A 16,266-nucleotide genomic window follows, 5' to 3' on the forward strand; every position below is an offset into this window, starting at 1 on the left:
TTATAAAAAAACCAACTATAATTTTTCTTTTAAAACTTCGATTTCATCTCGTAATTGAGCAGCAACCATAAAATCTAATGCTTTAGCTGCTTCTTCCATTTGCTTACGTTTGTTTCGAATGCGCTTTTCAATTTCTGCTTTTGGTAAATATTCTAAGTCCTGTTCTGCTGCCTTTTGAATTGCTGCATCATATTGATGTGTTGTGATGGCAGATCTAGATAAGGTATCATCTATTTTTTTATTGATTTGTTTAGGTGTAATACCATTAGCAGTATTGTAATTGACTTGCTTTTCTCTTCGACGAATGGTTTCATCAATGGTCATTTGCATACTATTTGTAATCTTATCGGCATACATAATAGCTTTACCGTTTACATTACGAGCTGCTCTACCAACGGTTTGTGTTAACGAACGATGTGAACGAAGGAATCCTTCTTTATCGGCATCTAAAATGGCTACTAAAGATACCTCAGGAAGATCTAACCCTTCTCTTAAAAGGTTTACTCCAATAAGTACATCAAAAAGTCCTTTACGTAAATCTTGCATGATTTCCACACGTTCTAAAGTGTCAACATCGGAGTGTATATAACGACAACGAACTTGAATTCGAGTTAAGTATTTAGCAAGTTCTTCAGCCATTCGTTTGGTTAGAGTTGTTACTAAGGTACGTTCGTCTTTTTCAACACGAATTTGAATTTCTTCAATTAAATCATCTATTTGATTTAAACTTGGACGTACTTCAATTTCTGGATCTAATAGTCCTGTTGGTCGAATTACCTGTTCTACAAATAGCCCCTCTGTTTTTTGTAATTCATAGTCCGCAGGAGTAGCAGAGACATAAATCACCTGATTTTGCAACATCTCAAACTCTTCAAATTTTAAAGGTCTATTATCCATTGCTGCAGGTAATCTAAAACCGTATTCTACCAAGTTCTCTTTTCTACTTCTATCACCACCATACATAGCATGAACTTGCGGTACGGTTACGTGACTTTCATCAATAACCATTAAGTAATCATCAGGAAAATAATCTAACAAGCAGAAAGGTCTGGTCCCAGCTTCGCGTCCATCTAAATAGCGAGAATAATTTTCAATACCAGAACAATAGCCCAATTCTCGTATCATTTCCAAATCAAACTCGGTACGCTCTTTTAATCTTTTTGCTTCTAAATGTTTACCAATTTCTTTAAAATAATCATACTGTTTCATCAAGTCTTCTTGAATTTGATGTATGGCATTTTGTAAGACATCAGGAGAGGTAACAAATAAATTCGCCGGATATATAGTCAGTTGATTTAACTTATCAGTTACTTTATTAGTTTCAATATCAAAAGTTTCAATTTCTTCTATTTCATCACCAAAAAAATGTACGCGATAACCACTATCTCCATAAGAAGGATAAATCGTAACAACATCTCCTTTTACTTTAAAAGTACCACTTTTTATCTCCGTTTCGGTACGGGCATATAAACTAGTAACTAATTGATGTAGAAATTTAGTTCTAGAGATTTGTTGGTCTACTTCAATAGGAATTACATTCTTTTTGAATTCTGTTGGGTTTCCGATACCATATAAACAAGAAACAGATGCAACGACTAATACATCTCTACGTCCAGAAAGTAGAGAAGAGGAGGTGCTAATCCTTAGACGTTCAATTTCGTCATTGATAGAAAGGTCTTTTTCAATATAAGTTCCTGTTACAGGAATATATGCTTCAGGTTGGTAATAATCATAGTAAGAAACAAAATACTCTACGGCATTGTTAGGGAAAAATTGTTTAAACTCAGAATATAATTGAGCGGCCAAGGTTTTATTATGTGCTAAAACTAGGGTAGGTCTGTTCACTTTTGCGACAACATTTGCTACCGAAAATGTTTTACCCGAACCTGTAACTCCTAAAAGCGTTTGAAACTTTTCTCCTTCTGTAATTCCGTTTGCTAACTGATTGATAGCTTGAGGTTGATCACCCGTAGGTTGAAACTCTGAAACAATTTGAAAATCCATAACTACAAAAATAAGATATGAATCTATCTTCTTAACAAACTAAAATGGCTTTTTTTTGTGCGAAGTTTTCCATTTTTATCTATCAGACGAGCATCATACCAATAATCATTAGAAGGAAGTCTAGCTCCATTGTACACTCCGTCCCATCCAATATGATTTTTGTCTGGAATAATGGCTACTTGTTTTCCGTATCTGTCATAAATTTTCACAGTAACATCTTGAAAAAAATCGTTGTCTACTCCTTGAATTCTCCATGTATCATAAATTCCATCTTCATTGGGAGTAAAGTGCCTTTGGAAAAAAATTACTGGAATTTCATCAGAAATAGTATCTCCACAGCCATTTCTATCTCTTATGGTTATAGTATAAATACCAATGGGTAAATTAGAAAATGTGATGGAAGCATTGTTTCCTGGTAAAAATTGATTCGAACTACTAAGTATAAAATCATAGCTTCCTAGTCCGTCAACTACAATTGATATACTATTATTGTCAATTGAATCATCTGTAACCGAAATATCAACAATCACAGCACTACTAGAGGTGACAACTTCAAAAGTATTAAAGCCAGTACAAGAAGTCATAGCTTGTAGATTTTGTCTCGTCACTTCAACTCTATAGCTTCCTGCCTCTGAAGCATTATATATAGCACTTGTAGCATTTTGAATAGGTTCTCCTTCTAAATACCATTGATAGGAGTCGTTTGTATTTCCTGTAGAGGCATCTAAACTAACGGTTGCTATGGGCTCAGTTCCCAAAGGAAAATTTACACATAATAAAGTTGGAGTGGTACTTCCTTGTGGTATGGGTAATGGTTCTACAAATATGGTAAAACTAAATATGGCAACACAACTAGGATCTGAATTAAGAACAACTCTAACATAAACATCAGAAGAATTTGTAAAAAGATCATCTTCATAAGGAGGAACAATTGGATTGTTTTGCGCATTTGCATCAGATTGATTCCTATAGAAACTAATTGTATGTGTAGAAGTACTTATGGTTGGGTTAAGAGTTATTATTTCATTAATGGTATTATTAAAATCATATGTTCCTTGCCCATTTCCTAAGCTGCTTGTAGCAGAAGAATTGTTTGCGTTTTGATCAATCTCGCAGACAAAAACATTGCTAATATTGGTGTTGTTAATAACTTGATTTACTTGAAGCTCGAGTGTCCCAAGTGAAAAACAACTTGTATTTCCAGAAGAGCTATAGTTTACACGAACTACTAAGGTTTCTGGATTAGTGGTGTTGGTGTAGTTTGCAGCAGGGAGTGGAGTTGAAAAAGAGGTGTCTGCCTGTGTGAAAAACTGCACGGTAACATTAGTAGCACTATTCGTTAAAGCAGCGATTTGAGTGGTTAAATCGAATGTGGTACTTCCATCATTTGGATTTGAATCGGCATCACATTTTTGAAAAACAGGAACAGAGGCTACAGTTGGAGGATCAACAAATTCAACTTCAACTTCAGAATCTAAGGTTTTAGCACAGGTTGCTTTTAAGGTAGTGGTAAGTTTGTAGATTCCAGACCCCCAGTTAATATTGTTGATTGTTAATATAGAATCTGTACCTACAATGTTTCCATCCTTTTCCCAAGAATAGGTAGCTCCTGGTTCAATTCGACCTGCTTTTAACCTATAATCTTGTCCTGAACAAAAGAATTGTTTGGTATCGCTTATAACTTGATCCGTATCTGCATTAAGAATGGTTGTAGGTAAAAAGAAGGATTGAATAAAAGGAGGAAGCCCTTGTGCTGAGTTTCTACCGTTTAAATTGACTCCATTATGAACGTAATTGATAGTGTTTTTATCATTTTCTGGATTATTAATAACTCCTAATTGAGGGCTTTCACTAACAGCATGATAAATTTTCCCATCAGGACCTAATTGAAAAGCTCCTCTAGTTCCTGAATATGTAAAGAAAGGTGTGCCTCTTGATGCATTAATAATATTGATATCTGGATTGCTAATGTCGAATTGATATAGATTAGCTTCGGCAAATTGAGAAAAAACATCCGGACCAGTAGCAATGTATAATTTGTTTCCCGAAATAGAAAATTCTACTCCATAACCAATATTTCCATCTAAGTTCAGTCTTCTTCCATTTGAAACAACACCAGTTGCTGCTGAAAAATCAAAAATATAGCTACCTGCTTCGGAACTCGCCAATACTAGTTTTCTTCCATCTGGAGATAATTTTAGATAACCTCTAGTACTAAAAAATATAAAGAAACCTATGGGAGAAATAATTGGAGTCGTATTCACTCCTGCTGAGGTAACTTCAAAGGTATAGAAATTATCACGATCAGCAGTTATTACCCAATAAGAGTCACATGTTCTACCAATAACAGAAGTTACTTTTTCATCAGCAGAGCCAACTAATAGAATATTTTTAGAAGTAACATCTCCGTTTCCTCCATTCAAACTCATGTCAATAATTGAATACCGAAACCCATCTCCATTCCCTTCTTGAGCGTCAACTGTAAATAGATAATAAATATTGGTGTTTGAAGGATTAGGAACGATTAGTCCTGATTGGGTACTTGAATTATCTCCTAGTAAACCTGTACCATTTGGCATTAGATTATGATTTCTGTCCCAAACTTGAATTCCATCAGAATAAAAAAGAAGATTTCCATTTAAATCTGAAATAGAAGAGCAACCTTCTAGTGTGTTTAATTGCCCATTTGTAAGCGCAACAGGTGCCCCAGCACTAAAATCAATACCGGCATTTCTTCCGAAATACCAAAAATTAGCTTCATTTTGTGCTGTTAATATAAGTGAGGAGTGAAGAAATAATATGAGAATTAATTTCTTCATTGTGTGAGTTATTACTTAATACAAATTTAAGGAATTAAAAAGATATTTTAGAGAGGTTTAGTTGTATTGTATTGAAAAACAGTGTTTTTCATGTGTTTGTAAGTGGTTTTTAACTTTGGTCCAATAAAAAAGGTGAGTCATTCAACTCACCTTTTCGTTTATAATTATTTTCTTAATAAGGAGAAGTGTCCTTGATGTTGATAAACTTTTCCTTTTCGGTCTACTAATTGTATTTTAAACCAGTAGTCACTTGATGGTAATACATTTCCATTATAGGTACCATCCCATCCTGTATGATCTATTGGTAAGACAGCTACTATTTTTCCAAATCGATCAAATACATGAATACTACTACTTGGGTAGAAGCTAGAATTAGCACCTTTTATTTTCCAAGTATCATTTTGTCCATCACCATTTGGAGTTAAGAACTTAGGATATTCTATAACAGAAACATCTAACCTGGCATTAGGCTGACATCCATTTTTATCTCGAATAACAATAGTATAAATTCCTCCGATAAGGTTATTAAACACAGGTTCATCTTGGAACAAGGTTTGGTTATTTTTTTCATCTATAAGTGAAAACTCATAATCGCCAATTCCTAAATTATTGTTTTCTGTAATGATGGTTATAGAGTAATTATCTAATCTATTATTATTTGTGTCATCTACAATAACTACATCATCAGCGTCAAAAACAGGAGCAGTAGAAGGGTCTACTTGAATTATCTCAGATCTTTCACAAGCAGTAGGGTTCCTCATTGTAGCTGTTACCACATAAGTTCCTGCAGTTTGAACATCATAGAATGGATCTGTACTTAAAATGTTTGTTGGATTCCCTTTAATATACCATTTATAATCATAGGTAGCTCCAGGATTCAATGCCTCTAAACGTGTTTGAGGATTGTTTAAACAAACAATAACAGGAGTAGTTACAGTAAAGCTAGGTAAAGGATTAATAACAATGTTAAAGCTTAAATTATCGTTTACACAAGATGTTTTAATGTTTTGTACTCTTACATATATGGTTTGATTATTATTAGTGTTTTCATATTTATTCTCGTCAATTGGAGCATTTCCAGATTGCGCATCTGCTAAGCTTGTATGGAACGTTACTTTGAAATTACTACGCTCTGCTGGAGTGTAATTTGCTAAAATCTCTGAGTTCTTTGAGTTTAAGGTAATATCTCCATTGATGCCATTAGTATCGTCTTGATTTGTATCACTATTATTATCACAATCTTCATAATTTGTGATATTAACAGGTAAGCTTGGTTCTGGGTGTATGATAATATCTAATGTAGCAAGTCCATATCTACATTGAGTGTTTCTATCGTAGAGGCTAACATATATTCGTTCTCTAGCAGGAGCATCACCCGATCCAGGAGCTGGAATAATAGTTGTTGTTGGCTCATTTGAATAATTGGTCTTATCTGGGAAAGGAAGAACTCCATCAATAGCATTTTGAAGTGTTCTATGATAAGTTATAGTAAAGTCGCTAGGATTTCTTCCATCCAAAATTTCCGAGTCTCTTTGCGATAAGTCTATGTTTTGTGCTAAACCATTTCTAGGATCTCCGTCACTAGCAGTTGCTACATCACAAACTTCTAAATCTGTAATAGCTTTTGAAATAACTGGTAATGGGTTTATGATGATATCAAAAGTTAAATGATCATTAAAACATCCTGTACTATTATTGACAACTCTTACATAAACAGTTTCTCTATCTCTAGTTTGATTTGTATAACTCGTATCATTAGGAATAGGATTATTTCCTGTATTTGCATCCGTAGCTGAGGTATGGAATGTTACTGTATAATCAGCCATTGCCTGAGTAGGTCCTAAAATAGCACTTACGCGGTCTCTTAAGTTGATATTTACATTTATACCATCATCAAAAGCTCCACTATTGAAATCATCACAGAATTCAAAATTAGGAACAGTATTGGCAGTTGGTGGTTGTTGTGCCCAAATAGTAAATTCACCTAGACCAGTACAATCATTATTGATAGTACTTATAATTTTAATATATAAAGGTTGAGGTGTTGCCGCAGGTACATTTTTATTCCTATAATTAGCTAAATCAGGAATCGCATTTAACACAGCATCTCTATCAGCTAGATTTTCAAATATTAATACATCCAAGTTTGGTCTTAAACTTGCTGGAAACAATGCTTTAACATCTGTTACAACAGAGCTAATATCAAAAGTAGTGATACCATCAGTATCATTGTTGCTCGCATTGTTATTTCCATCTGCATCAAGGAAATCGTCACATTGTCTAAACTGATTTGAGTAAGCCACGTTTGCTGAATGTCCAATAACAATATTGATTCGAGAGATTCTATAACAGTTTTTATTTGAAATTGTTCTTACCCATACAGTATCTCCATTAGATAATGGATGTGCTGTTTGATTTGTAATTTCTGAAGTATCCATTATAGCGTCGTTTTCAGTAGGGTAGTACTTAAAACTCTCATTTAAATGGTTCGTAGAAATATTTTGTTGAGACAAAGTAAGGTTGATGTTAGCGTTTGTATCAAAATCAACATCACAATGTCTAATCGTTGTAGGATTATTTGCAATTACAGGTAAGGCATTTACAACTAAATCAAATGAAACAGAAGAATCATTACATGCTACATTAGTGTTGTTTTCAACTCGAACATAAATTGTTTGAGAGTTAACAGTAGCATTTCTATATGGAGCATTCTTATCAATTACATCAGTAGTACTACTTGTTTGAGCACCGGTAAGTGAGGTGTGATAAGAAACTTGATATGTTGTAGGGTTTAAACTTCCTAAAATTTCATTGTCTTTTGTACTTAAGTTAAAACTATTGTAGAAACCATCAGTATCACTTCCACTAGCAGTATCATCACATACTTCATAATTTATAGGAGTTTGTGGTGTTGGTTTTCCAGTAACGGCAAGTGTAAAAGTTTTTATATCATAACATGCATTAGGAGCAGATGTATTGTGCATCCTTGCATATATGGTTTGATTACTAAATGCAGTTGGGTTTGTATATGGGTTGGACAATGCATTTGCTGTATTGTTATTATTAGCATCAGTAGCGTCAATATAATATACCACTTCAAAAATAGCAGGATCTAATCCATTTAAAACTTGAGGAGTAACATCGTTTTGTAAATTAAACGAATTGAATCCGTCATTATCAACATCACAAAAGAATATATTTGAAGGCTGCGTAGCTGAGGTTGCTTGATAAATTTCTAGATTAAATTTAGCTTGTTGCTCTATAATATTACCACAAGTGTCGACACGTGTAACTTTTAACTGATATGTTCCAGCATTAGCCATGGTCATATTATTTATGTTTAAGTTAATTGTGTTGGAAACAGTATTAGTTGTAGTACCATTATCAAAAGTCCACTCATATACAACATTTGTACCCGTTACAGGATCTGGTGCAATAGTTTTAGAGTCACCAACACAATGCTGTAAGGTTTGATCATTTACAATAGTACTGGTTATTTGATCTTTAATTTCAATAGGTAGTAATAAGGAAGATAAGAATGGAGGTAAACCTTGTGTAGCTAATCTACCACCTAAATCTACAGATTGATGAGAATAATTACAGGCGGCGCCAGTTTCATCTGGATTATTAATTACACTAATTCTACTATTTCTATCACTACTCCAATAAATTTTTCTATCTGGACCAAGTTGTAAGGCTCCTCTAGTATTTAAATAACTATGTACAGTGTATCTAGAATTATTTACTTCTGTAATTGAATTTTTAGTTACATCAAATTGATATAAGTTTTCAGTTGTTCCAAAAGTCCATTCACCAGTAGAAACATATAGTTTTTGACTTGTTATCGAAAATTCTGCTCCATAAGCGCTTTCTGAATTTACATTAATTTGTTGAGGAGTTGATGCTCCACCGAAGTGAGAAACTCGTCCAGAGGTATCATCAAAGTCAAATAGGTAGGCTCCACTAGTCATATTAGCTAAGACTAATTTTTTTCCATCCGGAGATACTTTTAAATATCCTCTAGGGTCATTTATAAACAAACCACCTAAAGAAGAAACTACAGGGTTTGCGGTATCTACTCCATTTTCATCTACTTTATAAGCATAAAAGTCTCCATTACTAGCAAAAGAAATTACCCAGAAAGTATTACAAGTACTAGCCCTTACTGCAGTTACCTTTTCTGTCCATTGATCTTTTAAAAGAGGTGTGTGTAAAGACACAGGACCATCAACGATATCTCCTTTACCACTATCTTCTGTCATATCAATAGTATAATACCAAAAACCAAATTCGCCACCAGCACCTACCGTTGCTCCAACTGTAAAAAGGTAATAGATATTTGGCTTTTTAGGAGCTGGAACTGTTAAGGCCGATTGAGAACTTGAAGAGTCTCCTTTCAGTGTTTGACCTCCAACAGCCGGATCCGTAAACGGCATTGGTTGATTTGATGAATTCCAAATGGTTAAGTTTCTAGCATTTGGAGATGGTGCTCCTACGTAAAATAAAAGGTTTCCATTCGAATCTGAAAAAGACGAACAGCCTTCAAAAGTATTTAACTGACTTCCAGAAACCGGTACAGGTACACCTGAATTAAAGTCTAGAGCAGCATTTTGACCAAAATACCAAAAATTAGCCTCCTTTTGAGAGAAAATAGGAGTAGCGTTTAGGAATATTATACATATTAAGAGTAGTAGTTGTCTCATCCTTTATAATTTGTTGCTAATATAAAACAACTAAACTACTTAAAACCCCCTATAAATCGCGTTTTTTTAACAAATAATATGATAAATAGACAAAAACAAAAGTCCAGACCAGTACAATAAGGATGTTTATGAAGCCTACGGAATAATCTTTTGTGAAATTTTCTCCAATTTGACTTGCTACAGATTTTACAGCTCCTAGTCTTGTAAAAGGTTCTTTTATTAAATTAGTCATGGCTTCGAGAGGAAGGAAATTTTTAATGCTTTGTGCTATATCCCAACTCGATACAAATTTCCAACCAAGTAGACCATAAATTAAATTTTCAATAAAAACCCAAACAATCATTGCTCCAACTGCAAATGCAGAACGTTTAATTAAAATTCCTAAGAATAGTCCAAAAGAGAAGAAGCCTACGAGTTTGATAAAAAAGGCAAATAAATATTCTAGATCTGAGAATATAATAGACAACTCGTTAAAATCAGAATATATTAGTCCAAGTATTAAAGAGACTACAAAAACAAAAAGTGTTGATGAGAATGCAAAGGCAATTACTGTATAAAACTTAGATAGAATAAATTCTTTCTTACTAAGGCCATCAATTAAGTTTTGTTTTAAAGTTTTGTAGCTATATTCATTAGCCATCATAGAAACAATAACTAATAGAAGGAAAAACTTTAAGATTGCCGCTATATAAGTATTAAAATGCCAGATGTAAGGAAAATTAAAAATACCTTGATCTGCCAAATGGAACTTTACTGGACCAATATCAAATTTTATTGCAGCAATTAAAGCAATGGATGTTAATAATCCAAAATATATTATAGATAGAACTTTACTCGCTCTATTGTGTTTTAATTTATGAAATTCAATGGTTAATAATCGTAACATAGCAGTGGGTTAGTTGTTGTTGGTTAAATTTAAAAATTGTTGTTCTAAGCTTGGTTTACGCTTTACTAAATGTGAAACTATAATTCCGTTTTCAAATAAATACTGATTTATTTTGGAAGCAGATGTTTCATTTTCTAAACTAGCAATTACCAAGTCGTCATCTACATTTACGGTAGCAATATCATAGTAGTTTTTTAAAGTAGTTACTAATTTATCAATATCACCTTCTGTTTTGACCTCAATAATACCGTTAGAAGCAATCATGTTTTCTACTCTACCACTATATAATTTTACTCCATTTCTTATAACAACAACATGAGAGCAAACTTTTTCAACTTCATCAAGAAGGTGTGAAGCCAATAAGATGGTAGTTCCGTTTTTTGCTATTTTTCTTATTATTTGACGAATTTCATGTATTCCTTGTGGGTCTAATCCGTTGGTAGGTTCATCAAGAATTAAAATTTCAGGATTGTTAAGTAGGGCAGAAGCAATAGCCAAGCGTTGTTTCATACCTAAAGAATAGGTTCTAAACTTACTATTTCTTCGCTCGTAAAGGTTAACAACTTTAAGCTTTTCTTCTATGTTCTCATCAGAAACCCCTTTTATTTTACAAATAAGCTGCAGGTTTTGAATAGCAGTCATGTAAGGGTAAAAATTAGGACGCTCAATAATTGCCCCTACTTTTTTTAGTGCTTCATGTGTAGACATTGACCCATCAAACCAACTGAATTCTCCTGAGGTTTTATTTACAACGTTTAAAATAATACCTAGCGTAGTAGATTTTCCACTTCCATTAGGACCTAAAATACCATATACATTTCCTTTTTGAATGTCAAATGATAGGTTATTTACAGCGTGGATTTTGCCGAATTTTTTATCGAGGTTTTTAATTGATAGGATAGTTTCCAAAGCTTTTTTGGTTTAGTTAATTATATACGTATTTGACGATCTATGTAAATTTTTGTTACAATTTATAAAAGAAAAAAGACTTTCTACACAAGAAAGTCTTTTTTAATTTGAAAGTTATTATTTGTTATGATTTGTCTATCAATCTAAAACCTTCTCCATGAATATTTAAAATTTCAACATTTTCATCTCTCTTTAAATATTTTCTAAGTTTAGCGATATATACATCCATACTTCGAGAAGTGAAATAATTATCATCTCTCCATATCTTAGTTAAAGCTAATTCACGAGGCATTAGGTCATTTTTATGTATAGCTAACATACGTAGAAGCTTGCTTTCTTTTGGAGATAGTTTTTGCGGTTCTTCTGCGCTAAAAGAAAGGTGGCGCAATTTAGAGTTGAAGTCAAACCTCCCAATCTTAAACTCAAATTCTTCACTTTCAGTAGACTTTTCATTCTCTTTTCTTTGAAGAATTGCCTTTATCTTATGTAATAATACTTCTGAATCAAAAGGCTTGTTAAGATAATCATCAGCACCAACTTGATATCCTTTAAGTACATCTTCTTTTAAAGTCTTTGCTGTTAAAAAGATAATTGGAACTTCTTTGTTTGTTGTACGAATATCCTGCGCTAAAGAAAAACCATCTTTACGAGGCATCATTACATCTAAAATACACAAGTCGTATTCAGAATTTTTAAACATGATTAATCCGTCAATTCCATCTTTAGCATGTGTTACATTATAATCGTTTAATGCTAAATAATCTTTTAACACTGTTCCAAAATTTGGATCGTCTTCAACTAATAAAATCTTTTTTGTTCCCATTTTTGCCTTCTTTATATTAATGGTATTTTTATTGTAAATGTACTTCCTTTACCTTTTTCACTATCAACAAAGACAGAGCCTTGATGATTTGTTATAATTTCCTTTACGTAAGCCAGTCCTAAACCATGACCTTTTACGTTATGTATGTTTCCTTTATGTTCTCTATAAAATTTATCGAAAACATATTTTTGAGCATTTTTACTCATTCCTATTCCTTCATCTTTTATCTTAAAGATAAAAAACTTATTAGTATTTTCCGAAAAAACATCAATCTTTGGAGGTTTTTCAGAGTACTTTATTGCGTTTTCTAACATGTTAACAATTACATTGGTTAGGTGAAATTGATTTCCTAAAACTTCTGTAGAAATTGCTTTAAAATGTTTGGTTACACTTCCTTTTTTATCGTCTACAATAAGTTGAATGTGTTCGATAGCCTCCTCAATTATGTCGTGCATATCAACGGCATCCTTACTTATATCTATTTGATTCTTTTCTAATTTCGAAATTCTTAAAACGTTTTCAACTTGACCATGCATTCGTTTATTTTCATCACGAATCATCTGCACATACCTCTTTACCTTATCTTCATCTTTGATGATTTTTGGGTTTTTTATAGCATCTAAAGCTAAGTTTATAGTTGCTATAGGAGTTTTAAACTCATGTGTCATGTTGTTGATAAAGTCAGTTTTTATTTCTGAAATTTTCTTTTGCCTTACTAATTGATATAATGATGTAGAAAAGGCCGCAATAATAATTCCAATAAATAATAAAGACAGAATCAAAATCTTAACAATATCAGATAATATCTCTTTTTCTTTATTAGGGAACTTCACATATAGCTTATAAATACTGTTTCCTTTTTCATCTTCAAATAACGGATAATAAAAATTATCTTCCGGTTGAATTTTAAAGTATCCAGATTTTAAAGAGGTTGCTAAGCCATCTTCATAAACTCCATATTTAAATTCCTGTTTTACATTTCGTTTTGTAAATTCTTCCTTAAGAGTTGCATTTAATTCAGAATTACTAATTCTTTTCTTTAAAGGCAGTCTCTTTCTCACTTCCGAAAAAGCGTCATAAAGTTGAGCAGTATTCCAATCGTTAAAATTACTTGTTGAAGTAAATTTGTTTATCAATCGATTGTTTGCATAATTATTATCTGCTCCTGTTAAGGCAACTATAGACATAAAGTCTCTTTTACCTGTAATCTTCTTTATAACTATTGATTCGTCAAAATTTGGGTTTCCAAAGTTTTGTGTTGGAATCTCATGTTCTTCTTCTATGTATTCACTAAAAAGAAATTTTTTACGTCCAGTGGTATCAATTTGTTGGTATAAAAAATTGGCTACTCCTGTTTTAGTTCTATATAAATTACTTTCAATGAAAGGGGTATACTCTCTTAAAATATCTTGCTCTTCTCTTTCCTTAATTCTTTCGGCAGTTTGAGCTAGGGCTATTCTTACATTGGTTTCAAATCGTTGTTGTTTATTATTAATAGAATCGTTAATCCAATACACCTGAACCGAGATGATTCCTATCAAAGAGATACTCATTAAAACGACAATAAGAATAAATATTCGTTTATTCATAATTCAAAAATATATTAATAAGATATTGGATGGTTTCTTTTAACTTACATTAACAAAGATAATTTCTTTTTAAGAAAAATTTAAGAATTACAATGAGATGTTTTTATAAGTACTTTTATTTTTTGTTAAATAATTATGGATTTCTAAAACTTTAGTATTTGTAATGTCTAAAGAAATGTTAAGTATCTTATAGTGAGAAAGTAAGAGTTTTTTCTCATCTGTCCACTGATTTTTAACTCTTTGTAAGACTTCTTTTCTGGTAGTCCCATCCCTTTTAACAACACGAGCTATTTTAGTTTCTAAAGGAGCAGTTACAGTGATTATTTTATCACAAATTTGATCGCTTCCGTTTTCAAATAGAACGGCATTTTCATACAGAATATAATCCTTTGATCTGTTTTTATTGATAAAATCATTAAGATGTTGATGAACTACAGGATGTACAATAGTATTTAGAACAGCTAATTTATTTTTATCTTGAAATACAATACCTGCTAAATATGGTCTATTTAGCTGATTGTTTATATAGGTTTGCGCTCCAAATGTTTCAATTAATGAACCTTTGATAGTTTTTGAAGTATTCATTAGTTTTTTTGCTTCGATGTCAGCAATATAAATAGCAACATTTTCTAGTTTTGAAAACATATGAGCAACTGTAGACTTTCCACTACCAATACCTCCTGTTATTCCTACAACCATAATTATTTGTTAATTAGAAAATCAATTTTATTTGGAGAAAGCCTAACAGAAGATATCATAGTTGGCTTATCCTTTATTTGCGGAATAAGAAAATTAACATTGTCATTCAAAGCTTTTTGATAATCACAAATAATTACAAACGATTCACTTGATATCTTATTAAAATTACTTAAACCTACTTTATAAGTTACTTTTACCTTTTTAGGAAAAATGTTTAGTTGTATATGTGAAGGTATGTTTTTTATTGTTATTGGAACGTCAACTTCTCCTTCTGTAAACTTATCTACTTCAAGATTTATAAGAGCTTCCTTTTCTTCAAATTTTATTGAAGATTGTTTTGGCGATATTATTTTTAAGGCTTTAGAAACATTTCCTGAAACATTACTGAGTGTTAACTCTTCTAATACCAGTTCTTTGATTTCATTTAATTGAGATTGTGTCCCTGAAATTGCGATAGTACTAGGGGTAACTTCAATTGGTTTAGCTAAGTCATAACCTAATTGAAAATTTAATTTTACATTAGGTTTTAAAGGAACCTTTTTTGAAGCCAATTTATCTAAAGAAACAATAATAGAATCCTTTTCAATAGCTAGTATTTTAATTCCTTTTCTCAATTGTTTTTGAATTTGAGATTGGATGTTTTTAGGTAGAAAGAAATAATGACTACGTCCTTTCTTTTGAAGTGTTTCTAAATCTAAATTGATTTGAGGAGTGGATAAGTTTTCAGCAAACAATTTAAAGCCTGATCCTTCAACAATAATATCTAAATGTTTAATTGGATTAGATTTATAAACTTTGTTTTGAGGTAGGTTAATGTAGTTTACCTCGTATTTTACAACCGAAGAATATTCTTTAGACAAGTTAATTAACAACCACATAAGAGCAGCAGCAAATAAGAAGCCGAAAAAAACTTTAGGTATGTTACTGAATATTTTCACAATTAAACTTTATGCAATCTAACAAAAAAAAAGTGAGCTTTTCAGCTCACTCTTCTAACTTTTATAAAAAAGATTATTTTTCTGTATTCTGAGCGTATTTCTTACTAAGTTCATGAGAAATAGCTGAACGTTCAAATTTGATTTTTCCAGCTCCTGTTTCTATAGTAACTGTATTATCATTATCATTTATCTCAACTATCTTACCATGTATGCCGCTAGAAGTAACAATTTTATTTCCCTTTTTAATAGAGGTTTGAAATTGTTTTTCTTTTTTTTGACGATTCATCTGAGGACGAATAATTAAAAAATAAAATACTCCAAGCATTGCTAAAATAGGGAGCATATTCATTAATCCACTTGAACCGCTTTGTAATGCAATAGATAAAAACATTATGCGTCTTTCTTTTTAGGTGTTACCATTCCTGTAATTTTTACAACCTCTCTACCAGCTTTAGTATTGGTGTATAATGTTACAGACTTAGATTGCTTATTTGGTTTACCACTGGTATTAAATGAAACTTTAATTTCTCCAGTTTCTCCTGGTTTAATAGGTGTGTTTTTAGGCCATTCAGGTACAGTACAACCACAAGTAGCTTGTGCGTTTGTAATAACTAAATCTGATTTTCCTGTATTTGTTACAATAAAAGTAGTTTTAACTACTTCACCTTCTGGCACAGTACCAAAATCATGAACTTCTCTATCAAATGAAATTACTGGAGCACCTTTGCTAATACTTAAATCTCTTTTTTCAGCACTTTCTATATTTTCAGACTTAACTTTTGATGAAGCATTTCCTTTAGCACAAGAAACAAACATTCCTGTAGTAACTAAAAGAGCTAATGCAACTACTATATTCTTCATGTTTAATAAATTTTTAAATAGTTAGGTAAAAATAG

The 16,266-nt window shown here is 32.0% G+C and carries 11 protein-coding genes; all 11 read right to left on the reverse strand.

The window, feature by feature from the left end; translation table 11 throughout:
- Positions 1-15: 15 nt before the first annotated feature.
- Positions 16-2,004, reverse strand: coding sequence for an excinuclease ABC subunit UvrB (gene uvrB / locus Q0873_RS00640; protein WP_299103786.1), 1,989 nt, complete (start codon positions 2,002-2,004; stop codon positions 16-18).
- Between the two features lie 23 nt (positions 2,005-2,027).
- Positions 2,028-4,823 (reverse strand): T9SS type B sorting domain-containing protein, encoded by a 2,796-nt coding sequence (locus Q0873_RS00645; protein WP_299103788.1) that lies wholly within the window; start codon positions 4,821-4,823, stop codon positions 2,028-2,030.
- Between the two features lie 164 nt (positions 4,824-4,987).
- Entirely contained in the window at positions 4,988-9,526 is a 4,539-nt protein-coding gene (locus tag Q0873_RS00650) for a T9SS type B sorting domain-containing protein (protein WP_299103790.1), read from the reverse strand.
- A gap of 49 nt (positions 9,527-9,575) precedes the next feature.
- A complete protein-coding gene (locus Q0873_RS00655) occupies positions 9,576-10,412 on the reverse strand; it encodes an ABC transporter permease (protein ID WP_299103792.1) in 837 nt (278 codons plus the stop codon).
- A gap of 9 nt (positions 10,413-10,421) precedes the next feature.
- Positions 10,422-11,321 (reverse strand): ATP-binding cassette domain-containing protein, encoded by a 900-nt coding sequence (locus tag Q0873_RS00660; protein WP_299103793.1) that lies wholly within the window; start codon positions 11,319-11,321, stop codon positions 10,422-10,424.
- A 124-nt stretch (positions 11,322-11,445) separates the two neighbouring features.
- On the reverse strand, positions 11,446-12,144 hold the full coding sequence (locus tag Q0873_RS00665; RefSeq protein WP_299103794.1) for a response regulator transcription factor: 699 nt from the start codon (positions 12,142-12,144) through the stop codon (positions 11,446-11,448).
- Between the two features lie 11 nt (positions 12,145-12,155).
- The gene (locus Q0873_RS00670; protein ID WP_299103795.1) at positions 12,156-13,733 is read right to left on the reverse strand and encodes a HAMP domain-containing sensor histidine kinase; all 1,578 of its coding nucleotides are present in this window, start codon (positions 13,731-13,733) and stop codon (positions 12,156-12,158) included.
- A gap of 87 nt (positions 13,734-13,820) precedes the next feature.
- Positions 13,821-14,432 carry a dephospho-CoA kinase gene (gene coaE, locus Q0873_RS00675; protein ID WP_363322513.1) on the reverse strand — a complete coding sequence of 204 codons (612 nt, stop codon included), beginning with the start codon at positions 14,430-14,432 and terminating at the stop codon, positions 13,821-13,823.
- 2 nt (positions 14,433-14,434) lie between these two features.
- Positions 14,435-15,370, reverse strand: a complete 936-nt coding sequence (locus Q0873_RS00680; protein WP_299103796.1) for a YbbR-like domain-containing protein — start codon at positions 15,368-15,370, stop codon at positions 14,435-14,437.
- A 73-nt stretch (positions 15,371-15,443) separates the two neighbouring features.
- On the reverse strand, positions 15,444-15,761 hold the full coding sequence (gene yajC, locus Q0873_RS00685) for a preprotein translocase subunit YajC (protein ID WP_299103797.1): 318 nt from the start codon (positions 15,759-15,761) through the stop codon (positions 15,444-15,446).
- Positions 15,761-16,231: a DUF1573 domain-containing protein gene (locus Q0873_RS00690; protein WP_299103798.1), complete on the reverse strand. Its 471-nt coding sequence runs from the start codon at positions 16,229-16,231 to the stop codon at positions 15,761-15,763. The genes yajC and Q0873_RS00690 overlap by 1 nt, the downstream gene beginning before the upstream one ends.
- Between the last annotated feature and the right edge of the window lie 35 nt (positions 16,232-16,266).

Origin of the sequence: uncultured Tenacibaculum sp., assembly GCF_947498805.1 — a bacterium.
Classification (GTDB): Bacteria; Bacteroidota; Bacteroidia; order Flavobacteriales; family Flavobacteriaceae; genus Polaribacter.